The sequence below is a fragment of the Caballeronia calidae genome, from assembly GCF_900044055.2.
GTDB classification, from domain to species: Bacteria; Pseudomonadota; Gammaproteobacteria; order Burkholderiales; family Burkholderiaceae; genus Caballeronia; species Caballeronia calidae.
Map to the genome: position 1 here is coordinate 150,874 of NZ_FCOX02000001.1, position 26,711 is coordinate 177,584.

Annotated in this window: 21 protein-coding genes; 11 read left to right on the top strand and 10 right to left on the bottom strand. The window is 63.3% G+C overall.

Features of this window, described 5'->3' with window-relative positions; translation table 11 throughout:
* Positions 1-2: 2 nt before the first annotated feature.
* Positions 3-2,369, bottom strand: a complete 2,367-nt coding sequence (locus AWB78_RS00730; RefSeq protein ID WP_062601438.1) for a UvrD-helicase domain-containing protein — start codon at positions 2,367-2,369, stop codon at positions 3-5.
* 182 nt (positions 2,370-2,551) lie between these two features.
* Between AWB78_RS00730 and AWB78_RS00735 the strand changes: the two genes are divergently transcribed.
* Positions 2,552-5,431: a valine--tRNA ligase gene (locus tag AWB78_RS00735; protein WP_062601439.1), complete on the top strand. Its 2,880-nt coding sequence runs from the start codon at positions 2,552-2,554 to the stop codon at positions 5,429-5,431.
* Positions 5,432-5,510: 79 nt separating this feature from the next.
* Entirely contained in the window at positions 5,511-6,392 is an 882-nt protein-coding gene (gene galU / locus AWB78_RS00740; RefSeq protein ID WP_062601440.1) for a UTP--glucose-1-phosphate uridylyltransferase GalU, read from the top strand.
* 569 nt (positions 6,393-6,961) lie between these two features.
* Here the strand turns inward: galU and AWB78_RS00750 are convergent.
* Positions 6,962-7,189, bottom strand: a complete 228-nt coding sequence (locus AWB78_RS00750) for a sulfurtransferase TusA family protein (protein WP_062601442.1) — start codon at positions 7,187-7,189, stop codon at positions 6,962-6,964.
* Positions 7,190-7,474: 285 nt separating this feature from the next.
* On the opposite strand from AWB78_RS00750, the gene AWB78_RS00755 reads away from it, so the two are divergent.
* Positions 7,475-7,819, top strand: a complete 345-nt coding sequence (locus tag AWB78_RS00755; protein ID WP_062601443.1) for a type II toxin-antitoxin system RelE/ParE family toxin — start codon at positions 7,475-7,477, stop codon at positions 7,817-7,819.
* Positions 7,816-8,151: a helix-turn-helix domain-containing protein gene (locus AWB78_RS00760; RefSeq protein ID WP_062601444.1), complete on the top strand. Its 336-nt coding sequence runs from the start codon at positions 7,816-7,818 to the stop codon at positions 8,149-8,151. Before AWB78_RS00755 ends, AWB78_RS00760 begins: the two co-directional genes overlap by 4 nt.
* Before the next feature lie 32 nt (positions 8,152-8,183).
* On the opposite strand, the gene AWB78_RS00765 is transcribed toward AWB78_RS00760, so the two are convergent.
* From AWB78_RS00765 to AWB78_RS00775, 3 genes are read right to left on the bottom strand one after another with little or no spacing between them, the layout of a single operon-like run.
* Entirely contained in the window at positions 8,184-9,200 is a 1,017-nt protein-coding gene (locus tag AWB78_RS00765) for a Gfo/Idh/MocA family oxidoreductase (RefSeq protein WP_062601445.1), read from the bottom strand.
* Positions 9,197-10,201 carry an inositol 2-dehydrogenase gene (gene iolG, locus AWB78_RS00770; protein ID WP_062601446.1) on the bottom strand — a complete coding sequence of 335 codons (1,005 nt, stop codon included), beginning with the start codon at positions 10,199-10,201 and terminating at the stop codon, positions 9,197-9,199. The genes AWB78_RS00765 and iolG overlap by 4 nt, the downstream gene beginning before the upstream one ends.
* Entirely contained in the window at positions 10,191-11,069 is an 879-nt protein-coding gene (locus AWB78_RS00775; RefSeq protein WP_062601447.1) for a MurR/RpiR family transcriptional regulator, read from the bottom strand. Before AWB78_RS00775 ends, iolG begins: the two co-directional genes overlap by 11 nt.
* 216 nt (positions 11,070-11,285) lie before the next feature.
* On the opposite strand from AWB78_RS00775, the gene AWB78_RS00780 reads away from it, so the two are divergent.
* The 5 genes from AWB78_RS00780 to iolD all read left to right on the top strand — a co-directional run bounded on the left by AWB78_RS00780 (position 11,286) and on the right by iolD (position 18,360).
* Positions 11,286-12,338, top strand: coding sequence for a sugar ABC transporter substrate-binding protein (locus tag AWB78_RS00780; RefSeq protein ID WP_062601448.1), 1,053 nt, complete (start codon positions 11,286-11,288; stop codon positions 12,336-12,338).
* A 161-nt stretch (positions 12,339-12,499) separates the two neighbouring features.
* The gene (locus AWB78_RS00785) at positions 12,500-13,666 is read left to right on the top strand and encodes an ABC transporter permease (protein ID WP_062601449.1); all 1,167 of its coding nucleotides are present in this window, start codon (positions 12,500-12,502) and stop codon (positions 13,664-13,666) included.
* Between the two features lie 14 nt (positions 13,667-13,680).
* Entirely contained in the window at positions 13,681-14,466 is a 786-nt protein-coding gene (locus AWB78_RS00790) for an ATP-binding cassette domain-containing protein (protein WP_062601450.1), read from the top strand.
* Positions 14,467-14,479: 13 nt separating this feature from the next.
* Positions 14,480-16,480, top strand: a complete 2,001-nt coding sequence (locus AWB78_RS00795; RefSeq protein WP_062601451.1) for a bifunctional 5-dehydro-2-deoxygluconokinase/5-dehydro-2-deoxyphosphogluconate aldolase — start codon at positions 14,480-14,482, stop codon at positions 16,478-16,480.
* Positions 16,477-18,360 (top strand): 3D-(3,5/4)-trihydroxycyclohexane-1,2-dione acylhydrolase (decyclizing), encoded by a 1,884-nt coding sequence (gene iolD / locus AWB78_RS00800; protein WP_062601452.1) that lies wholly within the window; start codon positions 16,477-16,479, stop codon positions 18,358-18,360. Before AWB78_RS00795 ends, iolD begins: the two co-directional genes overlap by 4 nt.
* Before the next feature lie 695 nt (positions 18,361-19,055).
* On the opposite strand, the gene AWB78_RS00805 is transcribed toward iolD, so the two are convergent.
* From AWB78_RS00805 to AWB78_RS00825, 5 genes are all read right to left on the bottom strand, one after another.
* Positions 19,056-20,357 carry a solute carrier family 23 protein gene (locus AWB78_RS00805; protein ID WP_062601453.1) on the bottom strand — a complete coding sequence of 434 codons (1,302 nt, stop codon included), beginning with the start codon at positions 20,355-20,357 and terminating at the stop codon, positions 19,056-19,058.
* Positions 20,358-20,519: 162 nt separating this feature from the next.
* Positions 20,520-22,079, bottom strand: coding sequence for a methyl-accepting chemotaxis protein (locus tag AWB78_RS00810; RefSeq protein ID WP_062601454.1), 1,560 nt, complete (start codon positions 22,077-22,079; stop codon positions 20,520-20,522).
* A 538-nt stretch (positions 22,080-22,617) separates the two neighbouring features.
* On the bottom strand, positions 22,618-23,160 hold the full coding sequence (locus tag AWB78_RS00815) for a response regulator transcription factor (protein WP_062601455.1): 543 nt from the start codon (positions 23,158-23,160) through the stop codon (positions 22,618-22,620).
* 43 nt (positions 23,161-23,203) lie between these two features.
* A complete protein-coding gene (locus AWB78_RS00820) occupies positions 23,204-24,502 on the bottom strand; it encodes an ATP-binding protein (RefSeq protein WP_062601740.1) in 1,299 nt (432 codons plus the stop codon).
* A gap of 136 nt (positions 24,503-24,638) precedes the next feature.
* Entirely contained in the window at positions 24,639-24,860 is a 222-nt protein-coding gene (locus AWB78_RS00825) for a cysteine-rich CWC family protein (protein ID WP_062601456.1), read from the bottom strand.
* A gap of 144 nt (positions 24,861-25,004) precedes the next feature.
* Between AWB78_RS00825 and argB the strand changes: the two genes are divergently transcribed.
* Positions 25,005-25,904 carry an acetylglutamate kinase gene (gene argB / locus AWB78_RS00830; protein WP_014190130.1) on the top strand — a complete coding sequence of 300 codons (900 nt, stop codon included), beginning with the start codon at positions 25,005-25,007 and terminating at the stop codon, positions 25,902-25,904.
* Between the two features lie 49 nt (positions 25,905-25,953).
* Positions 25,954-26,700, top strand: coding sequence for a pyrimidine 5'-nucleotidase (locus AWB78_RS00835; RefSeq protein ID WP_062601457.1), 747 nt, complete (start codon positions 25,954-25,956; stop codon positions 26,698-26,700).
* The last annotated feature ends 11 nt before the right edge of the window (positions 26,701-26,711 follow it).

Below are 26,711 nucleotides of genomic sequence, written 5' to 3' on the forward strand. Positions count from 1 at the left end.
GTTCATTCGACGGCCTGCAGCTTCGCGACCGCGAGCGCGAGCCACTTTTCGCCGTGGCGCTTGAAGCGCACTTGCGCGCGCGCATCGCCGCCGGAGCCTTCGAGCGCCGTCACCGTGCCTTCGCCGAACTTCGTGTGGAACACGGCCTGTCCGACCTTGAAGCCGGCATCGGCCGCGCGCTGCTCGTTCGCGAACGACGGCAAGCGCTCCTGCGCCTGTCCACCGCCGTAAGAAGAACCACCTCGCTCCTGTCCCGGGCGCGCGAACCAGTCGCGGCCCCAGCCGGCGTTGTCCGAGCGTCCGCCCCAGCGCGCGCCCGCCTCGATCTTCGGCGTGAGCCACTTGAGCGAACCTTCGGGCAATTCGTCGAAGAAACGCGAGCGGATGTTGTAGCGCGTCTGACCGTGCAGCATCCGGCTCTGCGCGAAAGAAAGATAGAGCCGCTCTTTCGCGCGCGTGATCGCGACATACGCGAGCCGCCGCTCTTCTTCCAGCCCGTCCGACTCCTGCGCGCTGTTCTCGTGCGGAAACAGGCCCTCTTCCAATCCGGTGATGAACACCGCGGTGAATTCGAGGCCCTTCGCCGCATGCACGGTCATCAGTTGCACGGCGTCCTGCCCGGCTTGCGCCTGGTTGTCGCCGGCTTCGAGCGATGCATGCGACAGGAAGCCGGCGAGCGGCGTCATCGTGTCGGGATTCTGCGCGGGATCGGCGATGCCTGGCGCATCGAGCACTTCGATCTCGCCGTCCTCGCTCACCGCCGCGATCTCCGGCGCCGATGTCGCGCCCGGACGCAACGGGATGGAACGCGCGGGCGTGTCGAGGCCGTAGCCTTCCTCGCTGACGAACGCCGCGGCCGCGTTCACGAGTTCCTGCAAGTTCTCGAGACGATCCTGTCCTTCGCGCTCGGTTTCATAGAACGCGGCCAGCCCGCTCGTGCGCACGACGTATTCGACCGTTTCCGGCAGGCTCATCTGCTGCGTCTCGGCGCGCATCTTCGCGATCAGCGTCGCGAACGCGCCGAGGCTCGTGCCCGCCTTGCCCGTGACGTACGGCACGGCGGCGGCCATCGAACAGTTGTAGAGACGCGCCGCATCGGCCAGTTGCTCGATCGAGCGCGCGCCGATGCCCCGCGTCGGAAAATTGACGACGCGCGCGAACGCGGTGTCGTCGTTCGGGTTGTCGATCAGGCGCAGATACGCGAGCGCGTGCTTCACTTCCTGACGCTCGAAGAAGCGCAGTCCGCCATACACGCGATACGGGATGCCCGCGTTCACGAGCGTGTGCTCGATGGTCCGCGACTGCGCATTGCTGCGATAAAGCACCGCGACTTCGCCGCGCGACATGCCGGTATTGATGAGCGCCTTGATTTCCTCGACGATCCAGCCCGCTTCCTGCGAATCCGTCGCGGCCTCGTAGACGCGCACCGGCTCGCCGTGGCCCGCATCGGTGCGCAGATTCTTGCCGAGCCGCCGCGAGTTGTTCGCGATCAGGAAGTTCGCGGTATCGAGAATATGGCCGTGCGAGCGGTAGTTCTGCTCCAGCTTGATGAGATTGCGCACGCGGAATTCGCGCTCGAAGTCGTGCATGTTGCCGACGTTCGCGCCGCGGAACGCGTAGATCGACTGGTCATCGTCGCCGACCGCGAAGATCGCGTTGTGCTCGCCCGCGAGCAGCTTGAGCCACGCGTATTGCAGCTTGTTCGTGTCCTGAAACTCGTCGACGAGAATATTGCGAAAACGCGCCTGATAATGCGCGCGCAGCGGCGGATTGTGCGCGAGCAGCTCGTAGCAGCGCAGCAGCAGCTCCGGAAAATCCACCACGCCTTCACGCTGACATTGCTGGTCGTACGCCTCGTAGAGCTCGACGAACTTGCGGTTGAACGCGTCGGTGGCATCGACGTCCTTCGGACGCAGGCCCTGCTCCTTCGCGTTGTTGATGAAGTACTGGAGGTTCTTCGCCGGATACTTTTCGTCGTCGACGTTCAAGCCCTTCATCAGCCGCTTGATGGCCGAAAGCTGGTCGGACGTGTCGAGAATCTGGAAGGTCTGCGACAGGCCGGCGTCGCGGTAATGCGCGCGCAGCATGCGGTTGCACAGACCGTGGAAAGTGCCGATCCACATGCCGCGCGTGTCGATGGGCAGGAGCGCGGAAAGGCGCGCCATCATCTCGCGCGCGGCCTTGTTGGTGAAGGTGACGGCGAGCACGGTGGGCGGCGACGCGTAGCCCTGCTGGATCAGCCACGCGATGCGCGTGATGAGCACGCGCGTCTTGCCGCTGCCCGCGCCCGCGAGAATGAGCGCGGGCTCGTTGGGCAGCGTCACGGCGGCGAGTTGTTCGGGATTCAGATTCGCGAGCAGGTCGGGCATGGAAAAGTCAGACGACGGAAAAACGGCTGGAACGGCGGGCCGACCATTATAAGACCGCGCCGATGGCGGCGTTTCGGCCTACGCCTTCCGGCCGAGGGCCGAAAACGTGGGGGCAGCCTTGCGGAACCTTATAATTGGGGATTCCACCGCATTTTTTCACGCAATTTTCGGCAGATTCCACAATGAGCGACAACACGCTTGCGAAGAGCTTCGAGCCTCAAAACATCGAGTCCCAATGGGGCCCGGAATGGGAAAAGCGCGGGCTGTCCGCACCCACGTTCAAAGAGGGCGCGAAGAATTTCTCCATCCAGTTGCCGCCGCCGAACGTCACCGGCACGCTGCACATGGGGCACGCGTTCAACCAGACCATCATGGATGGCTTGACGCGCTATCACCGCATGCTCGGCGAGAACACGCTGTGGGTGCCGGGCACGGACCACGCGGGCATCGCGACGCAGATCGTCGTGGAGCGCCAGCTCGATGCCCAAGGCGTCTCGCGCCATGACCTCGGCCGCGAGGAATTCCTGAAGCGCGTCTGGGCCTGGAAGCAGCAGTCCGGCTCGACCATCACGAATCAGGTGCGCCGCCTCGGCGCGTCGATCGACTGGTCGCGCGAATACTTCACGATGGACGACAAGATGTCGGCCGCCGTGCGCGACGTGTTCGTCACGCTCTACAAGCAAGGGCTCATCTATCGCGGCAAGCGCCTCGTGAACTGGGACCCGGTGCTCGGCACGGCCGTGTCGGACCTCGAAGTGGTGAGCGAGGAAGAAAACGGCCACCTCTGGCACATTCAATATCCGCTGCCGGAAGGCTCGGTTGCGGGCTCGGGCCATCTGACCGTCGCGACCACGCGTCCGGAAACCATGCTCGGCGATGTCGCCGTGATGGTGCATCCGGACGACGAGCGCTATCAGCATCTCATCGGCAAGACGGTGGTGCTGCCGCTGTGCGACCGCGAAATTCCGATCATCGCCGATGAATACGTCGACCGCGAGTTCGGCACCGGCGTCGTGAAGGTCACGCCCGCGCACGACTTCAACGACTACGCCGTCGGCCAGCGCCACAAGCTCCCGCAGATCGAAATCCTCACGCTCGACGCGAAGATCAACGACAACGCGCCCGAGAAGTATCGCGGCATGGATCGCTTCGACGCGCGCAAGCAGGTCGTGAAAGATCTCGAAGCGCTCGGCCTGCTGGAATCCGTCAAGCCGCACAAGCTGATGGTGCCGCGCGGCGACCGCACGCACGTCGTCATCGAGCCGATGCTGACCGACCAGTGGTTCGTCGCGATGACCAAGCCCGCGCCGGAAGGCACGTTCAATCCGGGCAAGTCGATCACGGAGACGTCGCTCGATGTCGTGAGGAGCGGCCAGATCAGGTTCGTGCCGGAGAACTGGACGACCACGTACTATCAATGGCTCGAGAACATCCAGGACTGGTGCATCTCGCGTCAGTTGTGGTGGGGCCACCAGATTCCCGCGTGGTACGGCGAGAACGGCGAGATCTTCGTCGCGAAGACGGAAGAGGAAGCCCGCGCCGACGCCGACGCGCAAGGCTACAAGGGCGCACTGAAGCGCGATGAAGACGTGCTCGACACGTGGTTCTCGTCCGCGCTCGTGCCGTTCTCGTCGCTCGGCTGGCCGAACGAGACGAAGGAGCTTGAGGCCTTCCTGCCCTCCTCCGTGCTCGTGACGGGCTTCGACATCATCTTCTTCTGGGTCGCCAGAATGGTGATGATGACCACGCATTTCACCGGCAAGGTGCCTTTCGACACCGTCTATGTGCACGGCCTCGTGCGCGACGCCGAAGGCCAGAAGATGTCGAAGAGCAAGGGCAACACGCTCGATCCGATCGATATCGTCGACGGCATCGATCTCGAATCGCTCGTCACGAAGCGCACGACCGGCCTCATGAACCCGAAGGCCGCCGCGCAGATCGAGAAGAAGACGCGCAAGGAATTCCCCGATGGCATTCCGTCGTTCGGCACGGACGCGCTGCGCTTCACGATGGCGTCGATGGCCACGCTCGGCCGCAACGTGAACTTCGACCTCGCGCGCTGCGAGGGCTATCGCAACTTCTGCAACAAGCTGTGGAACGCCACGCGTTTCGTGCTGATGAACTGCGAAGGCCACGATTGCGGTTTCGCCAATCCCGGCGCGTGCAAGCCGGGCGATTGCGGTCCCGGCGGTTACACGGATTTCTCGCAGGCCGACCGCTGGATCGTGTCGCTCCTGCAGCGCACGGAAGCGGAAGTCGAGAAGGGCTTCGCGGACTATCGCTTCGACAACGTCGCGAGCGCGATCTACAAGTTCGTGTGGGACGAATACTGCGACTGGTATCTCGAACTCGCGAAGGTGCAGATCCAGACCGGCACGCCGGAACAGCAGACCGCGACGCGCCGCACGCTGTTGCGCGTGCTCGAAACGGTGCTGCGTCTCGCGCATCCGGTCATTCCGTTCATCACGGAAGCGCTGTGGCAGAAGGTCGCCCCGCTGACCGACGCATTCCCGCAAGGCGCGAAGGAAGGCGACGTATCGATCATGACCCAGCCCTACCCGCGCGCCGAACAGAAAAAAATCGATGAATCCGCGGAACAGTGGGCCGCCGAACTGAAAAGTGTCATCGATGCATGTCGTAATCTGCGTGGCGAAATGAATCTGTCGCCCGCGGTGAAGGTGCCGTTGCTCGCGCACGGCGACGCGGCGCGCCTTTCCGCGTTCGCGCCGTATGTCGCCGCGCTCGCGCGTCTGTCCGAAGTCAAGATCATCGAGGACGAAGCCGCTCTCGACAAGGAAGCCCATGGCGCACCTGTCGCGATCGTCGGCACGAGCAAGCTCGTCCTGAAGGTGGAGATCGATGTCGCCGCGGAACGCGAGCGTCTGACGAAGGAAGTCGACCGTCTGAAAGCCGAAATGGCCAAATGTAACGCGAAGCTCGGTAATGAAAGTTTTGTTTCAAAAGCGCCGGCCGCTGTCGTTGAACAGGAGCGCAAAAGGCTGGCAGAATACGGAACCACTATCGAGAAACTGCAGGCCCAATTATTGCGTTTGCCTGTTTGAATTGGGGGTTCGAATCACTTATCGTTCCACACCGGTTATCTCGACGTTCTAAATGATTTAAGAGGATCAGGGTTATCACATGCTAAAAGTTACCAAAGCGGTATTCCCCGTAGCAGGTCTGGGCACGCGGTTTCTTCCCGCGACCAAGGCCAGCCCGAAGGAAATGCTGCCAGTCGTGGACAAGCCGCTGATTCAATATGCGGTCGAGGAAGCGATGGCGGCCGGCATTACCGAAATGATCTTCGTCACCGGCCGCAGCAAGCGTGCCATCGAAGATCACTTTGACAAGTCCTATGAAATCGAAGCGGAACTCGAGGCGCGCGGCAAGGAGAAACTGCTCGAACTCGTGCGCAGCATCAAGCCGAGTCACGTGGACTGCTTTTATGTGCGTCAGGCGGAAGCGCTCGGTCTCGGCCATGCCGTGCTGTGCGCGGAGAAGCTCGTCGGCGATAACCCGTTCGCCGTGATCCTCGCGGATGACTTGCTGTACGGCAAGCCGCCCGTGATGTCGCAAATGATCGAAGTCTTCGACCACTATCACAGCTCGGTGATCGGCGTCGAGGAAATCCCGCCGGAGGATTCGAAGTCCTACGGCATCATCGACGGCAAGGAATGGGAAGACAACATCTTCAAGCTGTCGGGCATCGTCGAGAAGCCGGAGCCCGCTGTGGCGCCGTCGAACCTGGGCGTGGTCGGCCGTTATGTGCTGAAGCCGCGCATCTTCGATCACATCCGCGCGCTGAAGCCGGGCGCGGGCGGCGAACTGCAACTGACGGACGCGATCCAGTCGCTGCTGTCGGATGAACAGGTGCTCGCGTACAAGTACCACGGCACGCGCTTCGACTGCGGCAGCAAGCTCGGCTATCTGAAGGCGACGGTGGAGTTCGCGCTGCGTCATCCGGAAGTGAAGGCGGAATTCGAGGAATATCTGCGCACGCGCGCGCCGATTCTCGAAGGCTGAAGTCCGGGTTCATACACCGGGTAGTCGACGGGCAGGAAGAGCAGGTGATGCTCTTCCTGCCCGTTTTCATTGGAACCGTTCACCGCGCGCGACTTCGCGAATCGACCAAGCTCAGACAGCCAGCTTTTCAGATTTATCGTTTAGACAGGCGACCGAAGCATCCTTACAGTCTTCATGCGTGATCCGGCATCTGAGGCAGCTTCAACGCCGGTATCGCGTTATCCTGAGAACTACGGAGCATTCGATATGAAAAGAAAAGCACTCTGTCTTGCGTTCGCTGCTGCATCGGTGTTGTCGTCACTGAGTCTGTCCGCGTCGGCGGCCCCTTCAGTTTCCCCCTCCCCGCTTGGAGGTCAGGCGTTCGCCATGAAGTCCGAGGTCGCTACGCGCGCGGCCATGCCGTCGCAAAAGCTGGCGTTCGGCTACTGGATCTGCTGGGCGGACATGGACCCGAGCGATTGCTACTGGTTGCCCGGCGACTGATCGACGCCAATTGATGGTCCGATCATGAGCAAAACGAAAGGCCCGTCATTCAACATGGCGGGCCTTTCGTATTTTTCGTTCGACGCTCAGCGACGCCGCATCAGGAACGTGAAGACTTTGTCCTGCGTGGTCACTTCGACGATCTCATTGCCGGTCTGCCTGGCGAAGGCCGCGAAATCGCGCTGCGATCCCGGGTCGGTGGCGAGCACCTTCAGAATCTGACCGCTCGTCATGTCGGCGAGCGCCTTCTTCGCCCGCAGAATCGGCAACGGGCAGTTGAGCCCGCGCGCGTCGACTTCCTTATGAACTTCCATCGCGATTGAACCTTTCCTTTGCCTGTGGGATAAGCGCTCGGTGAGGATTCGATTTTAACGCAGCGGTCACAACTCCACCGCCCTCCCACTTTCATAAGCCTGCCGCATCGCGATGCCGATGCGCGTCGCTTCGCGTAAAGGCAAAACGAACGCCCCGCGCTGATTGAGACTTTTCCAGTTCATGTGTCACGACATTGAAGTTGGCCTCGTCGGACCGAAGGCCAGCGTTCCAGACAGCAGCCTGATCCAAAAGCAACCCGTGACAAACGTATAAAATTTTATACAATGAACGATGAGAAAGAAATTCGCTGGGTCGGCTCATCCTACGATGACGTTCTTGAATTTCCGTCGGCCGCCCGGCGCGAAGCGGGCTTCCAGCTCGGCCGTCTTCAGGCCGGGCTCGATCCGGAGGACTGGAAGCCGTTCGACGAGGTGGGTGCCGGCGTGCGCGAAGTTCGCATCCGGGACCCGAATGGAATATTTCGCGTGATGTACGTGGCCAAGTTCGAGGAAGCCGTCTACGTGCTCCATTGCTTCCAGAAGAAGGTCCAATCAACATCGAAGCAGGATAAAGAAATCGCGGCGATTCGCTATCGCGCCATCCTGCGTGAAAGGAAAGAGCGGCCATGAACAAAGTCGATACACATGTGCGACATGTAACGAAGCGCGGAGCGAATCTGTTTGCCGAACTCGGTTTTTCACCCGACGAAGCGCGCCGACATCAAGCCGAATCGCAGGCGCTGATCGGCCAGACCCAGGCGCTCAAGGAACAGCTCATGGACGAGCTTGCTTCCTGGATCGAAGCACATCATCTCAAGCAAACCGAAGCAGCCGAGATATTGCACGTCACGCGGCCTCGCGTGTCGGATGTGGTGAACAAAAAGACGAGCAAGTTCACGATCGACACGCTCGTGGAGATGCTGACCCGTGTAGGCAAGCCGGTGAAACTGGTCGTGGGCTGACGACCCGCGCCCACGAAGCGGGCCGCCCGCACTCACAACTCCACCGCCCTCCCACTTTCATAAGCCTGGCGCATCGCGATGCCGATGCGCGTCGCTTCCCGCGCATCGTCGAGCGTCAGCCCGGTCGGCTTCCCATCGATGAGCGCCGCCACGAACGCCTGCGCCTCGCGTAAAAACGCATCCTCGAAGCGTTCGAAGAACGTCGGCGTGCATGCGTTGCGCATGCCGTGCGCATCCGCGATCTCGACGCGATTCGCGCGCGGATTGCGCCCGACCGAAAGCGCGCCCGCCGTGCCGATGACTTCCGTCTGCGTGTCGTGGCCGTGCGCCATCGTGCGCGATGCGTACAACACCGCGAGCCGCCCATCCTCGAACTCGATCGTGCCGACGCCGTTATCGATGTCACCGCACTCGCGCAAGCCCTCGTGGATCGCGATCGTCCCGCTCGCGTACACGCGCTTCGGCCGGGGATTGCCGAGCAGCCAGCGCGCGAGATCGATATCGTGCACGCTGCAATCGAGAAAGAGCCCGCCCGATGTCGGCGCGAAACGCACGAAGAAGCCGTCCGGATCGTTCTTGTCGCAGGTCTGCGAGCGCACCATGAAGGGCCGGCCGATCGCGCCCTTCGCGATGCCGTCGAACGCATCGCGATAGCTGGCATCGAAGCGTCGCACGAAGCCGATCATCACGTGCAGTTGCGGATGACGCGCGGCCTCTTCGATCACCGCATCGCATTCGGCGAGATCGAGCGACAGCGGCTTCTCGCAGAACACGTGCTTGCCCGCGCGCAATGCCGCGATGATCTGCTTCGCATGCAGCGACGTGGGCGTGACGAGCCACACGGCGTCGATGGACGTATCCGCGAGCAATTCATCGTAGTCGCCATGAAGCGCGAGCTCGGGAAGGCTCGACGAAGCCCACTCGCGCTCTTCCTTGACCGGGCTGCACGCCGCGGCGAGCTTCGCGCCCGGCACGTGCCACGCGAGATTCTCCGCATGACGACGCCCGAGCCTCCCCAATCCGACGATACCGACGCGCACGGCCTTCATGCGGCGTTCTCCCCGAGCTTGACGATGCGCTTCTCGCGCCACGAAAGCGTCGCGGCTTCGGCGAGCTCCAGCGCCTTGAGACCGTCCGCGACCGTCGTGCGGACCGGCTTGCCGTTATTGACCGCATCGAAGAAATGCGCGATCTCCGCTGCATACGCCGCGCGATAGCGTTCGAGGAAGAACGCCTCGGGAACGTCGTTCGACACGGCCGTCTTCGCATACGACGTGACTTCGGTCGGCCGCACATTGCCCGCCTGCAGCATGCCGAGACTGCCGAGCAATTCGAAGCGCTGATCGTAGCCATACGCCGCGCGCCGCGCCGTGTTGATCTGGCACAGACGCCCGCGCTTCGTGCGGATCGTCACCGCGGTCGAATCGATATCGCCCGCATCGGCGATGGCCGGATCGGAGAGGCAACTGCCCGTCGCGTGCAGCGTGTCGGCTTCGTCATCGAGAATCCAGCGGAAGATATCGAAATCGTGGATCAGCATGTCCTTGAAGATGCCGCCCGAATGCCGGATGTACTCCACCGGCGGCGCGCCCGGATCGCGGCTCGTGACGATCAGCATTTCCGGATCGCCGATTTCGCCCGCATCGATGCGCGTCTTCAACGCGGAAAACGTCGGATCGAAGCGGCGCTGAAAGCCGATCATGCAGACCACGCCCGCATTCGCCACCGCATCCGCGCAGGCGCGCGCACGCTCGATCGTGAGATCCACAGGCTTCTCGCAGAAGACATGCTTCTTCTGCGCCGCCGACGCCAGAATCAGATCCGCATGCGTATCCGTGCTCGAACATACGACTGTCGCGCCGACGGAGGCATCGCCCATCGCGCCATCGACATCGGCGACTTGCGCGCCATACAGAGCAGCCAATGCGGAAGCCGCATCGCGATTCACATCGACGACATATTTCAAACGCACGCCCGGCTGCCGCGCGAGATTGGCCGCGTGAATCTTGCCGATGCGCCCCGCTCCGAACACCGCCACATCAATCGTCATAGCCACCTGTCTCCTTGGATTCCTCAACGTTCAACTCGAGCCGGTACGCGAGCGCGATGAACAACGCCTGGCACAGGCAAATGGTGCTCGTGAGCGAACGGAACGCGAACGCGCTGCCCTCCTTCACGAACAGACTCGCGCTCGCGTGACGCGCGAGCGGCGAAAGCTGGCTATCGGTGATGACGAGGGTCTTCGCGCCGTGATGCTGCGCGGCGCGCACGCAGTATTGCGTCTCCTTGCCGTAGGGCGCGAAGCTGATCGCGACCACCACGTCCCCCTTCTTCACGCTGCGGACCTGCTCGCGGAACATGCCGCCGAAGCCCGAGATCAGATGCACGCGCTTCTTCGTGTGCTGCAATGCATAGACGATGTAGCTCGCCACCGCGAACGAACGCCGCACGCCGATCACATAGATGTTCTCCGCCTGCGACAGCATCTCGACAGCGGCTTCGAACTGCACGTCGTCGAGACCGGCTTCGAGCTCGTCGAGACCCGTTCGGCTCGCCGCGATGAATTCGCGCGCCACCGATACGCCCGACGCCTCGCCCGCCTTCTCATCGATGAGCTTGCGGATGCGCTGCTGATAACTCTGCTGCGAGCCGCCGCCGCCCGCGTACGCCTGGCGGAACACGGCCTGCAGGTCCGAGAAGCCGGAAAAGCCGAAGCGCTGCGCAAAGCGCACGACCGCCGACGCGTGCACGCCGCACGCGTTCGCGATATCGCTCGTGCGATCCATCATCACGCTCTGGCGATGCTGCTCGATATACGTCGCGACGCTCTTCAACTGGCGCGGCAGCGAGTCGTACGCGTCGGTGATCCGCTGCATCAGTTCGTCGACGCTTTGGACTTCGGTGCTGGTGTCATCCATTTCGATGCTCGTCTGTTGCGCGCTCCGTGACGAGCGCCGTGGAACCGATTATAGGAAGGCGGCAAGCAAATTGGAATGTATTTTCCATTTATCGCACGCATAAAATTTCTATTGCAGACGCTCGAAAACTGACCTACTCTTGGTCCTGAGCACGACACACCACGTGCCGGCTCGCGAAAACATCACACCAAACAACAACCGAGATAGGTGGAGACAATGACCATTTGCAACGGTCGGGCGGCGCTGCGCGCGCTGGTGGCTGCGGCTGCGTTGTGCAGCGCGGCGTTGATGACGGCGAGCCCCGCACACGCGGCGCCCGACGCGAAGTTCGTGCTGATCAGCCATGCGCCGGATTCGGACTCGTGGTGGAACACCATCAAGAACGCGATCAAGCAGGCGGATGAAGACTTCAACGTGCAGACCGACTACCGCAATCCGCCGAACGGCGATATCGCGGACATGTCGCGCCTGATCGAGCAGGCCGCCGCGCGCAACTACGACGGCGTCATCACCACCATCGCGGACTTCGACGTGCTGAAGAGCTCGATCAACAAGGTCACCGCGAAGAAGATTCCGCTCGTCACGATCAACTCCGGCACCGAGGAACAGAGCGCGCAACTGGGCGCGATCATGCACGTCGGCCAGCCGGAATACGTCGCGGGCAAGGCGGCCGGAGAGAAGGCGAAGGCCGCGGGCATCAAGTCGTTCCTGTGCGTGAATCACATCGCGACGAATACGGTGTCGTTCGATCGCTGCCGCGGTTTCGCCGATGCGCTCGGCGTCGATTACAAGGCCGCGACGCTCGACTCGGGCCAGGACCCGACGGAGATTCAGTCGAAGGTCTCGGCGTTCCTGCGCAATCATCCGGACACGCAGGCGATCCTCACGCTCGGACCGACGCCCGCGTCCGCGACACTCAAAGCTGTCGCGCAAATGGGTCTGCAAAACAAGGTCTATTTCGTGACCTTCGACTTCTCGGACGACATCGCGAAGGCGATCAAGGACGGCACGATCAAGTTCGCGATCGATCAGCAGCCGTATCTGCAAGGTTATATCCCGGTGGCCGTGCTCGCGATCGTGAAGAAGGAACATACGACCGATCCCGCGAAGATCCGCCAGATTCTCGAAGCGAATCCGAAGTTCAAGGCGCGCCTCGAAACCTACGGATTGCAGCCGTCGTATGGGCCCAAGAACATTCGTTCCGGCCCGGGTTTCATCACCAAAGAGAATCTCGACAAGGTCGTGAAGTACGCGGGTCAATATCGTTGATCGCGGCATGATCTTTTTCGGGCGGTTCGAAAGCTCTCGATAAACCGCCCGCTTTTCTCAAGTCACCTGTGTCTTTACTGCGTCCGTTCGCGGACGCGGTAGGGACGCGCGCATCGCTACTGCATCGACCTTAAGTTCGTTTCAAGTCTCAAGGAGCCATCATGGGCGTAGCCGGCAAGCATTACCCTCCTCACGTGAACCCCCAGCAGGACAACGCTGACGCACCTGACAAGGCAAAGCCCTCGGATGAGCGCGTACGCCAGCAATCGTGGTTCGGCCATTTGCTGAATCGCCCGGAATTCGCGGCGATTTCCGGCACGGTGCTCGTATTCCTCGTGTTCGGTTTCGGCGCCGGTTCGTCGGGCATGTTCAATCTCGACGGCGTGATGAACTGGTCGCAGGTGGCCGCTTATCTCGGCCTGCTCGCGGTCGGCGCGTGTCTGTTGATGATCGCGGGTGAGTTCGACTTGTCCATCGGCTCGATGATCGGCTTCGCCGGCATGATGGTCGCGCTGCCCTCGGTCTATTTCCACTGGCCGATCTCGCTTTCGATTCTCTTTGCGTTCGTGATGTCGATGCTGCTCGGCGCATTGAACGGCTATCTCGTGATGAGAACGCGTCTGCCATCGTTCATCGTCACGCTCGCGTTCCTGTTCATCCTGCGCGGTCTCACGCTCGCGCTGTCGATCATGTTCGCGGATCGCACGATCATCTCCGGCGTGGGCGATCTCGCGCAGAACGATCCGATCGCCAACACGCTCTTTCATGGCGTCGCGTTCCATGGCGTGTTCACGTGGCTCGCGCACATGGGCATCGGCAAGCTGCTCGACAGCGGCGAGCCGCTCGTGCCGGGCATTCCGAAGGTCATCATCTGGTGGCTCGCGCTCGCGGCGGTCGGCGCGTTCGTGCTCGCCAAGACGCGCTACGGCAACTGGATTCTCGCGGTAGGCGGCGATGCGACCGCCGCAAAGAATGTCGGCGTGCCGGTGAAGCGCGTGAAGATTTCGCTGTTCGTGCTGACCGCGTTCTGCTCGTGCCTCTTCGCGGTGCTGCAAGTGTGCGATATCGGTTCGGCCGCGGCCGACCGTGGCCTGCAGAAGGAATTCGAAGCGATCATCGCGGCGGTCATCGGCGGCACCTTGCTGACGGGCGGTTACGGCTCGGTGGTCGGCGCGTGCTTCGGCGCATTGATCTTCGGCGTCGTACAGATCGGCATCACTTATACGAACGTCAGCTCGGACTGGTTCCGTGTGTTCCTCGGCGTGATGCTTCTGATCGCCGTGCTCTTCAATCACTACGTGCGCCGCCGCGTGTCCCAGGCTCAATGAGAGGAGAAACGATCATGCAAGACGACAACATCCTCGCACTCGAAAACGTCAGCAAGTTTTTCGGCAAGGTGATCGCGCTCAACGGCGTCACCTTGCGCCTCAAGCGCGGCGAAGTGCATTGCCTGCTCGGCGATAACGGCGCGGGCAAGTCCACGCTCATCAAGACGCTCGCGGGCGTGCATCAGCCCTCTTCCGGCGACTATCTCGTCGATGGCAAGCCGGTGCATTTCGAATCGCCGAAGGAAGCGCTCGATCTCGGCATCGCGACCGTGTACCAGGATCTCGCGCTCGTGCCCTTGCTTTCCGTCGCGCGCAATTTCTTCATGGGCCGCGAACCGCAGAAGAAGCGCTTCGGCATCAGCGTGATGGACCTCGATCTGGCCGCCGAAACGTCGCGCGCCAAGCTCGCGGAAATGGGCATCAACGTGCGCGATCCGCATCAGCCGATCGGCACGATGTCCGGCGGCGAGAAGCAATGCCTCGCGATCGCCCGCGCGATCCACTTCGGCGCGCGCGTGCTGATCCTCGACGAACCGACCGCCGCCCTCGGCGTGAAGCAGAGCTTCAACGTGCTGAAGCTGATTCACAAGGCGCGCGAGAAAGGCATCTCGGTGATCTTCATCACGCACAACGTGCATCACGCGTATCCGATCGGCGATTCCTTCACGCTGCTCAATCGCGGCCGCTCGATGGGCACGTACACGAAGGACACCATCAGCAAGAACGAAGTGCTCGACATGATGGCGGGCGGCGCCGAAATGCAGCAGATGATGAGCGAACTCGAAGGCGCGACGATCTGAGGACCTACAAGCCATGCCAACATCCACCACCTCTCGTTTTGCATCGGACCGCGCGCGCGATATCGTGTGTCTCGGGCGCTTGGCCGTCGATCTGTATGCGCAGCAGGTCGGCGCGCGACTCGAAGACGTATCGACCTTCGCGAAGTATCTCGGCGGCTCGTCGGCGAACATCGCGTTCGGCTGCGCGCGGCTCGGGCTCAGATCGTCGATGCTCGCGCGCGTCGGCAACGATCACATGGGGCGCTTCCTCACGGAGACGCTCGAGCGCGAAGGCTGCGACGTGAGCCACGTGCGGATCGATCGCGAGCGCCTCACCGCGCTCGTGCTGCTCGGGCTCGAAGACCGCGATACGTTCCCGCTCGTGTTCTATCGCGAGAACTGCGCGGACATGGCTGTCGATGAAAGCGATTTCGATGAAGCGTATATCGCATCGTCGAAGGCATTGCTCATCACCGGCACGCACTTCTCGACGGAGCAGGTCAATCGCACGAGCCGGCGCGCGCTGGAATATGCGCGGCGCAACGACGTGCGCACGATTCTCGACATCGACTATCGGCCGGTGCTGTGGGGTTTGACCGGCAAGGCCGATGGCGAGACGCGCTTCATCGCGGATGAAAGCGTGACCGCGCACTTGCAGCGCATTCTGCCGCTGATCGATCTCGTGATCGGCACGGAAGAAGAGTTTCGCATCGCGGGCGGCAAGGACCGTCTGATCGATGCGCTCGCGATGGTCCGCAAGGTGACGAGCGCGACGCTCGTCGTGAAGCGCGGGCCGCTCGGCTGCTCGATCATCGAAGGCACGGTGCCCGCTTCCATCGACGATGCGCCGATACATGGCGGCGTCGAAGTGGACGTGCTCAACGTGCTCGGCGCGGGCGATGCGTTCGCGTCGGGCTTTCTCTCCGGATGGCTGCGCGACGAGCCGCTCGAAGCGTGCGCGCGCTCGGCGAATGCATGCGGCGCGCTCGTCGTGTCGCGGCACGGCTGCGCGCCCGCGATGCCCACGCCCGCCGAGCTCGATTACTTCCTCGCCGCGGCCAAGGATGATCCCGTGCGCATGCGCCGCCCCGATCGCGATGCGACGCTGGCGCGGCTGCATCGCGTGAGCCCGAGCCGCAGGCAATGGGACGAAGTGCTCGGCTTCGCGTTCGATCATCGCAATCAGTTCTTCGATCTCGCGCAGCAGACCGGCGCGAGCGAGGCGCGCATATCGACGCTGAAGAACCTGTTCGTCGAAGCGGTCGCGCAGACCGAGGAAGAGCTTGGCCTCGCGGGACGCATCGGCGTGTTGATCGACGATCGATACGGTCAGGATGCATTGAATGCTGCGACGGGGCGCGGCTGGTGGGTCGGGCGTCCGGTGGAATTGCCGGGCTCGATGCCGCTCGTGTTCGATCATGGCCGCTCGATCGGCACGACGCTCGTTCAATGGCCGCGCGAACAGGTCGCGAAATGCCTCGTGCAGTATCACCCCGATCATCCGCATGACGTGCGTCTCGAACAGGAAGCGCAATTGCGCGCGCTCTACGATGCCGTGCAGGAAAGCGGCAATGAACTGCTGCTCGAAGTGATCGTGCCGAAGAACGGTCCGCCCGTCGAAGATGACACGGTGTATCGCGCGTTGAAGCGTCTGTACAACCTCGGCATCTACCCTGAATGGTGGAAGCTCGAACCGATGAGCGCGAAGCAATGGCAAGCCGTCGATGCGCTGATCGCCGAGCGCGATCCGTATTGCCGCGGCGTCGTGCTGCTCGGCTTGTCGGCGGCTGTCGAGCAACTGAGCGATGGCTTCAGGGCCGCCGCATCGTCGAAGACATGCAAGGGCTTCACGGTCGGGCGCACGATCTTTCATGAGCCGAGCCATGCGTGGCTCGCGGGCGAGATCGACGACCGCGAGTTGATCGCCCGCGTGCGCCGCACGTTCGAAGCATTGATCGGTGCGTGGCGCGCTGCGCGCGCATCGCGCGACACATCCGCCGATTCCATTCACGCGAGACAGGAGCAGCCCGCATGAACCAGCGCGCAACTCAATCCGAAACGGCAGTTGGCTCGACTGTTCGCCTGACCGCAGCGCAGGCCGTCGTGCGCTATCTCGCGGCGCTTCGCACGGAACATGGCGAGCCGCTGTTCGGCGGCGTGTTCGCGATCTTCGGGCATGGCAATGTCGCGGGCATCGGCGAGGCGCTGTATCGATATCGCGATGACTTGCCGACGTATCGCGCGCACAACGAGCAGGCGATGGCGCATAGCGCGATCGCTTATGCCAAGGCGCACATGCGCCGCCGCATGATGGCCGTGACGACGTCCATCGGCCCGGGCGCGACGAATCTCGTCACGGCCGCCGCGCTCGCGCATGTGAACCGCTTGCCGGTGCTGTTGCTGCCGGGCGATATCTTCGTGTCGCGCGCGCCGGACCCGGTGCTGCAGCAAGTCGAGGATGGTCACGATGGCGGCGTGTCCGCGAACGATGCGTTGAAGGCGGTGTCGCGTTATTTCGATCGCATCGTGCATCCCGCGCAATTGCTGAGCGCATTGCCGCGTGCGATTCGCGTGCTGACCGATGCGGCGACCTGCGGCCCCGTCACGCTCGCGTTGCCGCAGGACGTGCAGGCGATGGCCTTCGACTACCCTGCTTCGTTTTTCGAGCCGCGCGTCGTCGAGTTTCATGCGCCCTCGCCCGTGCCGCGCGAGATCGAGCGTGCTGCCGCGATGCTGCGTGAGGCGCGCGAGCCGCTCATCGTGTCGGGCGGCGGCGTGCTGTACGGACTCGCGACCGATGCCTTGCGCAGGTTCGCGCACAAGCACGGCGTTCCTGTCGCCGAAACGCAGGCCGGCAAAGGCGCGCTCGCGTGGGACGATGCGTTGAACGTCGGCGGCATCGGCGTGACGGGCGGATCGGCTGCGAACGAACTTGCGCATGCGAGCGATTGCGTGCTCGCTGTCGGCACGCGTCTACAGGATTTCACGACCGGCTCCAACACGCTCTTCGCGCAGGCGCAACTCGTCGCGATCAATGCCAATCCGTTCGATGCGTTGAAACGCAACGCCGTGGCCGTGCAGGCGGATGCCGCTCTCGCGCTCGATGTGCTCTCCGATGCGCTCGGCGACTGGCACGCCTCGCCGCAATGGACGACGCGCGCGCATCGGCTGGCGAACGATTGGCGCGAGACTGTTGCGCATGTGACGAACACGCCCGTCGGCGATGGCCTGTTGCCGCGCGAAGCCGATGTGATCGGTGCGGTGCAGCGTTCGGATGCCGACTCGGCTGAGAACGATATCGTCGTGTGCGCGGCGGGGACGCTGCCTGCCGATTTGCAGAAGCTATGGCGCACGGGGAAGCCCGGAGGCTATCACGTCGAGTATGGCTATTCGTGCATGGGCTATGAAGTCGCGGGCGGCCTCGGCGTGAAGCTTGCGCGGCCCGAGCGCGAGGTGATCGTGATCGTCGGGGACGGCAGCTATCTCATGATGAACAGCGAGCTCGCGACGTCGGTGATGCTGGGCGCGAAGATCATCGTCGTGTTGCTCGACAATCGCGGGTTCGGGTGCATCAATCGCTTGCAGCAGGCTTGTGGCGGGGCGTCATTCAACAATCTCATCGAGGATTGCAGGCAAGGCGCGATCGGTGCGCCCGAGATCGATTTCGCGATGCATGCGCGGTCGCTCGGCGCTTTATCGGAGCATGTGTCGAGCATCGATGAGCTTCAAGCCGCGATGAAGCGCGCGCGGGCTGCTGATCGGAGCTACTTGATTTCTATCGATACCGATGCCGCTCGGCCTACCGAGGAAGGTGGATGGTGGTGGGAAGTCGCCGTGCCGGAAGTTTCGGACCGCGCGGCGGTGGTTGTGGCTCGTGAGGCTTATGAGAAGGCTGTTGGGGCACGGGGGTTTTGATTGAGGCTTCTATGGAATCCTGCTTTCGTGTCGGTCTATTTGCGTTGCCCCTATGCGGGGCGGCAGTCACTTTCTTTGCTGCTGCAAAGAAAGTAACCAAAGAAACAGCTATCCCCAGCCTAAGCACTTCAGGCCGGCCGCGGCACAGAACTTCGCACGTGGTCCGGCAGTAGCGAGTGCCCTCATAGGCCTAACCGGGCTTGGACCGCGCACGGTCTGACAAGCTAGAAGTTATAGCGCGCTGGTTCAGCACCAAATAGCTCCGGCACAGCGCTACGCGCTGCCGTTGGGTCTGCAAGGGAAACCAACAAACCACCGATGCGGTGAGATGGACGTGTCAGCAAGGAAGCGCGCGCCGACCCGATGGACCGGTCGGCCGCGAAGCGGGACGGAGCTATTTGGCGCCTTACCAGTCAGTTGAGTGGTGCGATGTGACAGACCGTGCGCGATCCAAGCCCGATTAGACCTATGAGGGCACTCGCTACTGCCGGACCACGAGAGTGCTTCTGTGCCGCGGCCGGTGTGAAGTACTTTGGATGGGGATAGCTGTTTCTTTGGTTACTTTCTTTGCAGCAGCAAAGAAAGTGACTGCCGCCCCGCACAGGGGCAGTGCTAATAGACCGACGCGAAATCGGGATCCGGCGAAAGCCTCAACGAAGCAGCCCAACCCCAACCCCAACCCAAAGCCAAAACCGTTAAATCACGCCCGCCTCACGCCGCCGCAACAGCGCATAAAAAATGATCGCTCCAAACGTAGCCGTCCCGATCCCGCCAAGAGCAAACCCACCGAGCTTGAGCGTGAAATCCCCAGTGCCAAGCACAAGCGTCACCGCAGCAACGATCAAATTCCGGTTATCCGAAAAATTCACCTTATTGACGACCCAGATCCGCGCGCCGGTGACGGCGATGAGCCCGAACACGACGATGGAAACGCCGCCCAACACCGGCCCTGGGATCGTCTGAATCAACGCGCCGAACTTCGGCGAAAACCCGAGCACGATCGCAAAGAGCGCCGCGATCACGAACACGAGCGTCGAATAGATCTTAGTGACGGCCATCACACCGATATTTTCGGCATACGTCGTCACGCCGGTCCCGCCCGCGAACCCGGAAACGATCGTCGCCAGCCCGTCGCCGATGAACGCGCGCCCGATGTATTTATCGAGGCTCTTGCCCGTCATCGCGCCAACGGCCTTGATGTGCCCGAGATTCTCCGCCACGAGAATGATCGCGACGGGCGCGATGAGCGTCATCGCCGGGGCTTCGAACACGGGCGCAGTGAAGTGCGGCATGCCGAACCACGCGGCATTCGCGACGATCGCAAAGTCGATCGGCTTGCCCATGCCCATGCCGTTGGTCAGCACGGCATAGATGAGGTACGCGATCGCGAGGCCGATCAGAATCAGCAACCGCTGCGCCATGCCGCGCGCGAACACCGCGACGCCGCCCACGCACAGCACGGTGACGAGCGCCATCCACGATTCGAAGCTGCTGCCCATCACGCCCTTCACGGCGATCGGCGCGAGATTCAGCCCGATCACGCAGACGATCGCGCCCGTGACGACCGGCGGCATCAGCGTTTCGATCCACTTCGTGCCGACCGCCGCAACGATCACGCCGATGATTGCGTAAGCCACACCGCAGGCGATGATCCCGCCGAGCGCGACCGCAATATTCATGTTCGGGCCCTGACCGCCATAACCCGTGACCGCGATCACCAGACCGATGAACGCGAAGCTCGAGCCGAGATAGCTCGGCACGCGCCCGCCGACCAGCACGAAAAACAGCAACGTGCCGATGCCCGACATGAAGATGCACAGATTGGGATCGAAGCCCATCAGGAGCGGCGCGAGCACGGTCGAGCCGAACATCGCGACGACGTGCTGAATGCCCATCGCGATCATCTGCGGCCAGGGCAGACGCTGGTCGGGCGCAACGACGCGCCCCTCCTGGGCGTCCGGCTGAACCGGCCAGCGCGGGAAATAGGAATCGGACATCGGCGGGGCTCCTTCTCGGCGGTGAGGCGCCGACCGTGCGGCGCGCTTGATCTGAAAAAACAGGCGCGAGTGTACGGAGCGGGCTCTCGGGTGGCAAGCGAGCCGATATTACGACCGTTTGGCCGTCGTTCGCCCGCCACGCGTCACGTCTGCCCAGGCGTTTCAGGCGCCGCGCGCCAGCTCGAACACCGCGACGGCGCTCTTCAACTGCTCCGCCTGATAGGCCATCGCGCCCGCGGCGGCGGCCGCCTGCTCGACGAGCGCCGCGTTCTGCTGCGTCACCTGGTCCATCTGCGCGACCGCGCGATTCACCTGCTCGATGCCCGCGCTCTGCTCGTGCGACGCCGACGAAATCTGCGCCATGATGTCCGTCACGCGGTGCACGGCCTGCGTGACGTCGGCCATCGTCGCGCCGGCGCGCTCGGCGAGCGCCGCGCCGCTGTCGACGCGCGCCGTCGATGCCTCGATCAGCTCCTTGATCTCCCTCGCCGATGTCGCGCTGCGCTGCGCGAGCGAACGCACTTCGCCCGCGACCACCGCGAACCCGCGCCCTTCCTCGCCTGCACGCGCCGCTTCCACCGCAGCGTTCAGCGCGAGGATATTCGTCTGGAACGCAATGCCCTCGATCACGGCGATGATGTCCGTCATGCGCTTGCTGCCCGACGCCAGCTCGCGCATGTTGTCGACCACCTCGCCGACGAGTTCGCTGCCGCGCGCCGACACATCCGACGCGCCGCGCGCAAGTCCGCTCGCTTCGTCCGCATTGCTCGCGTTCTGGCGCACGGTCTGCGTGAGCTGCTCCATGCTCGATGCGGTTTCCTCCAGCGACGCCGCCTGCTCTTCCGTGCGCTGCGACAGATCGGTGTTGCCCTGCGCGATTTCGCGCGACGCGTACAGGATCGAATCGCTCGAATGACGAATCCCGCCGACGATGTCCGCGAGCTTCGCGCTCATGTTGCCGAGGCTCGCGAGCATGCTGGTGTCGTCGCCGGGGCGCGTGGCGACGCGCGCACTCAGGTCGCCGCGGGCGATGCGGTCGGCGATGTCGGCCGCATACGCCGGCTCGCCGCCGAGCTGCGCCGACAAACGCCGGCCGATCAGCACCGCAAGCAGCGCGCCCGCGATCATCGCGCCGAACACCAGCGCGAGCATGACGACGCGCATCGTTTCATATTCCGACGCCGCGTCGTTGCGCGCCTCGGTCGCGCGCTTGCGCTTGAAGTCGGCGAGACGTTCCAGCGCATCGCGCGCCTTCTCGCTCGCGGCGATCGCGCGCGCGATGAGGCCCATCTGGTCCACGTCGACCGGCATCGGCTTCTTGCCCATCTGCATCAGCACGATGTCTTCCCACGCGGCGACGGACTTGCTCGCGGCGTCGTAAAGCGCGATGCCGTCGGCGGAGCGGATCGTCGGACGCATCTGCTCGAACGCACGGTGCATGCTGTCGAGCGAGCCCGACATGCCTTCCTTCAGCTTCGCCTTGCCGGCATCGTCGGCGAAGGTGAGGTTCGCGGCGGCGAGATCCGTGTTGAGCTTGTTCTTGTTGACTTCCTCGACCCAATAGAGACCGTCCATATGACGGTCGCCGATTTCGTCGATCAGGCCGTTCATCTTCGCTAGCGAAACCACGCCGGTGGCGCCCACGCACGCGGTGAACAGAATCACCACCGCGAAGGACAGCAAGAGCTTGCTGAGCACGGACAGCCGGTCAAACCATTTCATCGATGTCTCCTCTCGTCGGCCGAAACAGGCGATGGATCGCCCCGCTCCGGCCTTCACGCAAAAGCCGGCGCCCCGCAGACGACGCCCGCGGACGGCGCGGCACGAACCCCGGTTCGCGCACAGAGTGGCTTTACGGCGCTCGTGTCGACTTTCTTGAGCGCGTATGAAGGAGATAACGCCTCGTGGATGAGGCTCGGATATCGACGAAAGACCCGCTCGAACTTGTCCGAAAAAGAAACTGCCGAAAAGCAGACAATCTAGGCAGATTCTTAATTAAGACTTCTCTTATTTGGGCATACAACTCCGCCACGTATGCTTTCTACGTGCGTGTTCCATGTATGCGCATGTAGTCGTTGCAACTCTCCGATTTCGCCCTTGGCACCCGGCTTGGGCGGTTCTTTTTTGGGCGAACGGTTTTCCACCTGTACCCGCTGTTCCGGTCTCGCGCCGTCCCGGTCCCAATAACTCCCGCTTTACCTGAATTCGTCCGGCGCGTTCGCGCGCAGAGCGACGAGCCGCTCATGCGCGCGTTTTCCCGCTACTGACGCACCGGCTTCTTCGCGAGCTTGCGCTGCAGCGTGCGCCGATGCATGTTGAGCGCGCGCGCCGTCGCCGAGATATTGCCGTTGTTCTCGGCAAGCGCCCGCTGGATATGCTCCCATTCGAGCCGCGCGACGGACAAAAGCGTCGGATTCTCGATCGCCTCTTCGGCCGTCTGCTCGCTCGCCTGCTCGTGCAGCGCGGCGAGAATCGTCTCGACGTTGGCCGGCTTCGCGAGATAGTTGTCGGCGCCGTCCTTCACCGCCTGCACGGCCGTCGCGATGCTCGCGTAACCGGTCAGCACGAGAATGCGCGCGTCGGGCTGCAGGTCGCGCAGCGGCGAGACGAGCCGCAGACCGGAATCGTTGCCCAAATGCAGATCGACCGTGATCTGACCGAACTTGTGCTGATTGGCGAGCTTCAGCGCTTCGTCGGCGTCGTGCGCCTGATGCGTGGTATAGCCGCGCCGCGTGAGGCCGCGGGCGAGAATGCCCGAAAAGACTTCATCGTCGTCGATGATCAGGAAGTTCGTATCGCTCATGCTTTTTCTCCGTAGTGCCGTTTTCGCGCGCCTGAGTTCGAGTTCAGGCCGCGCCGCTGCGTTCAGTCCTGGCCGCTTGCGCCGGCGCCGCGGCCGCGCCGCGGTTCGGCAGGCGCAACACTGCGCACGTGCCGCGCGGTTTTCCGTCAATGAGCTCGATCGATCCGGAAAGCCGCGCCGCCGCCGCGAACGCCAGATAAAGCCCGACGCCGTGCCCGCCTTGCGTGCTGTCGACCGGGCTCGCGCCCAACGTCGCGCGCAGCGCGGGCGGAATGCCCGGGCCACGGTCGCACACGTCGAAGCGCACGTAATCCATTGTGTCGATGGTTTCCGCCGACGCCCGCAGCGTCACCGATTCGCTGCTTGCACGCGCCGCGTTGTCGAGCAGGATCGTCAGAATCTGGCCGACGGAGACGGCATCGTCGATCGACGCATCCTCGGGCGTCTCGCCGATCCGCGCGAATTTCACCTGCGGATGTCGCAGTCGCCATTGCTCGATGAAGCTCGGAAGCCATTCGTCGAGCGCCTGGCGACTCGAAGGCCCACCCGCGCGGCTGCGCAGGCGCGCGAGCGCCGAGGTGCAGAGCGCCATCTGCTGCTCGAGCAGTTCGAAGTCCGATGCGTAGGGCGCGAGATTCTTGTCGTGCGCGGCGGAGTCGCGCAATTCCTCGGACAGCATCGCGATGGTCGAGAGCGGCGTGCCCATTTCGTGCGCGACGGTCGCGGCCTGCACGCCGAGCGCGACCGCCCGCTCGTCGCGCAGATGGCGCTGCTGGGCATCGGCGAGCGCGGCATCGCGCACGCGCAGCGCCCGCGACATGCGCGCGACGAACCAGCCGATCAGCCCGACGCTCACCATGAAGTTGACCCACAGGCCGGTGCGGAAATAATCGAAGAGATTGGCCGGATTCTCGATGTTGAGCGGCACGTAGTTGTACGACAGCAGCGCGTAGCACGCGACGGCGAAAAGCGCGAGGCAGGCCATCATGGTCCACGGCAGCACGGCGGCGGCAATGGCCAGCGACGGCAGATAGAGCGTGACGAACGGATTGGTCGCGCCGCCGGACAGGAACAGCAGCGCCGAGAGCGCGCCGAGGTCGACCCACATTTGCCCGAACAGTTCGAGATTGGTCTCCGGCCGCGCCCGCGCGACCCGCAGAAACGTGAGGCCGTTGAAGATCATTTCCAGCGCGATCACGAGCAGCATCGCGGGCAGCGGGAGCTTCGCGCCGAAGAAGATCTGCACGACGGCGATGGTCGTCAGCTGGCCGATGATCGCGAGCGAGCGAAGCCAGAAGAGATGACCGAGATTGACCCGTCCGGTGGTGGTTATGCGATGCATCTGGTTGAGTGTCTGATCGTGCCCGCGCGCGTCATCGCGCTCCATGCGACATTATCCCGCTTGCATCGAGCTTGCTGCGGCATCTGGCGCGATTTGTCGCACCTCGGCTCGCACGGCTGCCGCGGCACGTCGACTGCTAATCGGATCGGGCGATGCGTTCGATTTCCGCCGCGAGACACGCCGGACACAGGCAACTCATGCCGGGCCGCAGGCGATCGACAGGCAGCGCGGGCAGTCCGGCGCACCAGCAGACCGCGTCGCCCGCGAGCTTGCCGCAGCGAAACGGCGCGCCGCAGCGTGCGCAAACCTGCGCGCCTCGCGCTTCAGGCGCGTTCGATTCCGGGGGTACGTTCATCATCTTGTCATCAATCCGCTCGAACGATGATCGCATGCCGGCCGCCCGGCCGGAAAACGTGGCGCCGGCGCGGCAATTCGTCCTGCTGCGCTGCGTCAGTCCTGTACAATTCGGCGTGTTTAAACGCCCTTCGCCTCATTTGCCGCCATGTCCGAGCTTCCCGACCTCACGCAAATCGCGCCTACCCTGAAGGCTGAAATCCTGGCCGAGGCGCTGCCCTACATCCGTCAGTATCACGGCAAGACGGTCGTGATCAAATACGGCGGCAATGCCATGACCGAAGAGCGCCTGAAGCAGGGCTTCGCGCGCGACGTCATCCTGCTGAAGCTCGTCGGCATCAATCCGGTGATCGTGCACGGCGGCGGCCCGCAGATCGACCAGGCGCTCAAGAAGATCGGCAAGCAGGGCACCTTCATCCAGGGCATGCGCGTCACCGACGAAGAAACCATGGAGGTCGTCGAATGGGTGCTCGGCGGCGAGGTGCAGCAGGACATCGTCACGCTGATCAATCACTTCGGCGGCCACGCGGTCGGTCTGACCGGCAAGGACGGCGGCCTCATTCACGCGCGCAAGCTGCTGATGCCGGACCGCGACAATCCGGGCCAGTTCATCGACATCGGCCAGGTGGGCGAAGTCGAGGCGATCAACCCGGCGGTCGTGAAGGCGCTGCAGGACGACGCGTTCATTCCCGTCATTTCGCCGATCGGCTTCGGCGAGGACGGCCTCTCGTACAACATCAACGCCGACCTCGTCGCGGGCAAGCTCGCCGTCGTGCTGAACGCCGAAAAGCTCGTCATGATGACGAACATCCCCGGCGTGATGGACAAGGAAGGCAATCTGCTGACCGATCTGTCCGCGCGCGAGATCGACGCCCTCTTCGCCGATGGCACCATCTCGGGCGGCATGCTGCCGAAGATTTCCTCCGCGCTGGATGCGGCGAAGAGCGGCGTGCGCTCGGTGCACATCATCGACGGGCGCATCGAGCATTCGGTGCTGCTCGAGATTCTCACCGAACAGCCGTTCGGCACGATGATCCGCTCGCATTGAGCTTTCTTCAGTTCCTCGAACGCCCGCCCATGCGCGGGCGTTTTCACATATGACCGCGCATCGCCCGTCCCGCCGCCGCCGCGTCAAAACGCGCGGCCCCGTCTGGCTCTTCGATCTCGACAACACGCTGCACCACGCGTCGCACGCCATCTTCCCGGCGATCAATCGCGGGATGACGCAGTACATCATGGATCGCCTTTCCGTCGATGTCGACGAGGCGAACCGGCTGCGCATCGGCTACACGGTGCGCTACGGCGCGACGCTGCTCGGCCTCACCCGGCATCACGGCATCGATGCCGCCGATTTCCTGCGCGAGGTTCATACCTTCCCCGATCTGCCGTCGATGGTGCGCGCCGAGCGCGGTCTCGGGCGCATGCTGCGCGCGCTGCCCGGCCGCAAGATCGTGCTGACCAACGCACCGACGCTGTATGCGCGCTCCGTGCTCGCGGAACTGGGCATCGCGAACCTGTTCGAGCGCGTGATCGCGATCGAGGACATGCGCGAGGGCGAGCACTGGCGCGCGAAGCCCGATGCGCCGATGCTGCGCCGTGCGATGCGCCGCGCGCATGTGCGTCTTTCGGATGCGATTCTCGTCGAGGATACGCGCGGGCATCTGAAGCGCTATCGGCGATTGGGAATCCGCACGGTGTGGATCGTCGGGCATCTGCCGGTCACGAAGACATCGAGCGGCGGGCTGTCGATGCGCAAGCCGGGCGTCGGCCGACCGCATTATGTCGATCGGACGGTGCGCTCGTTGCGCGCGCTGACGCTCGGCATGCGCGGCGCCGCGTTCTGACGCAATCGCGC

Bases quoted from the DNA above. Each gene is read 5' to 3' on its own strand.
- AWB78_RS00785 (WP_062601449.1), top strand. From the start codon at position 12,500: ATGGGCGTAGCCGGCAAGCATTACCCTCCTCACGTGAACCCCCAGCAG.
- AWB78_RS00780 (WP_062601448.1), top strand. From the start codon at position 11,286: ATGACCATTTGCAACGGTCGGGCGGCGCTGCGCGCGCTGGTGGCTGCG.
- AWB78_RS00815 (WP_062601455.1), bottom strand. From the start codon at position 23,160: ATGAGCGATACGAACTTCCTGATCATCGACGACGATGAAGTCTTTTCG.
- galU (WP_062601440.1), top strand. From the start codon at position 5,511: ATGCTAAAAGTTACCAAAGCGGTATTCCCCGTAGCAGGTCTGGGCACG.
- iolG (WP_062601446.1), bottom strand. From the start codon at position 10,201: ATGACGATTGATGTGGCGGTGTTCGGAGCGGGGCGCATCGGCAAGATT.
- iolD (WP_062601452.1), top strand. From the start codon at position 16,477: ATGAACCAGCGCGCAACTCAATCCGAAACGGCAGTTGGCTCGACTGTT.
- AWB78_RS00750 (WP_062601442.1), bottom strand. From the start codon at position 7,189: ATGGAAGTTCATAAGGAAGTCGACGCGCGCGGGCTCAACTGCCCGTTG.
- AWB78_RS00795 (WP_062601451.1), top strand. From the start codon at position 14,480: ATGCCAACATCCACCACCTCTCGTTTTGCATCGGACCGCGCGCGCGAT.
- AWB78_RS00825 (WP_062601456.1), bottom strand. From the start codon at position 24,860: ATGATGAACGTACCCCCGGAATCGAACGCGCCTGAAGCGCGAGGCGCG.
- AWB78_RS00805 (WP_062601453.1), bottom strand. From the start codon at position 20,357: ATGTCCGATTCCTATTTCCCGCGCTGGCCGGTTCAGCCGGACGCCCAG.
- AWB78_RS00790 (WP_062601450.1), top strand. From the start codon at position 13,681: ATGCAAGACGACAACATCCTCGCACTCGAAAACGTCAGCAAGTTTTTC.
- AWB78_RS00820 (WP_062601740.1), bottom strand. From the start codon at position 24,502: ATGCATCGCATAACCACCACCGGACGGGTCAATCTCGGTCATCTCTTC.
- argB (WP_014190130.1), top strand. From the start codon at position 25,005: ATGTCCGAGCTTCCCGACCTCACGCAAATCGCGCCTACCCTGAAGGCT.
- AWB78_RS00775 (WP_062601447.1), bottom strand. From the start codon at position 11,069: ATGGATGACACCAGCACCGAAGTCCAAAGCGTCGACGAACTGATGCAG.
- AWB78_RS00765 (WP_062601445.1), bottom strand. From the start codon at position 9,200: ATGAAGGCCGTGCGCGTCGGTATCGTCGGATTGGGGAGGCTCGGGCGT.
- AWB78_RS00755 (WP_062601443.1), top strand. From the start codon at position 7,475: ATGAACGATGAGAAAGAAATTCGCTGGGTCGGCTCATCCTACGATGAC.
- AWB78_RS00730 (WP_062601438.1), bottom strand. From the start codon at position 2,369: ATGCCCGACCTGCTCGCGAATCTGAATCCCGAACAACTCGCCGCCGTG.
- AWB78_RS00810 (WP_062601454.1), bottom strand. From the start codon at position 22,079: ATGAAATGGTTTGACCGGCTGTCCGTGCTCAGCAAGCTCTTGCTGTCC.
- AWB78_RS00835 (WP_062601457.1), top strand. From the start codon at position 25,954: ATGACCGCGCATCGCCCGTCCCGCCGCCGCCGCGTCAAAACGCGCGGC.
- AWB78_RS00735 (WP_062601439.1), top strand. From the start codon at position 2,552: ATGAGCGACAACACGCTTGCGAAGAGCTTCGAGCCTCAAAACATCGAG.
- AWB78_RS00760 (WP_062601444.1), top strand. From the start codon at position 7,816: ATGAACAAAGTCGATACACATGTGCGACATGTAACGAAGCGCGGAGCG.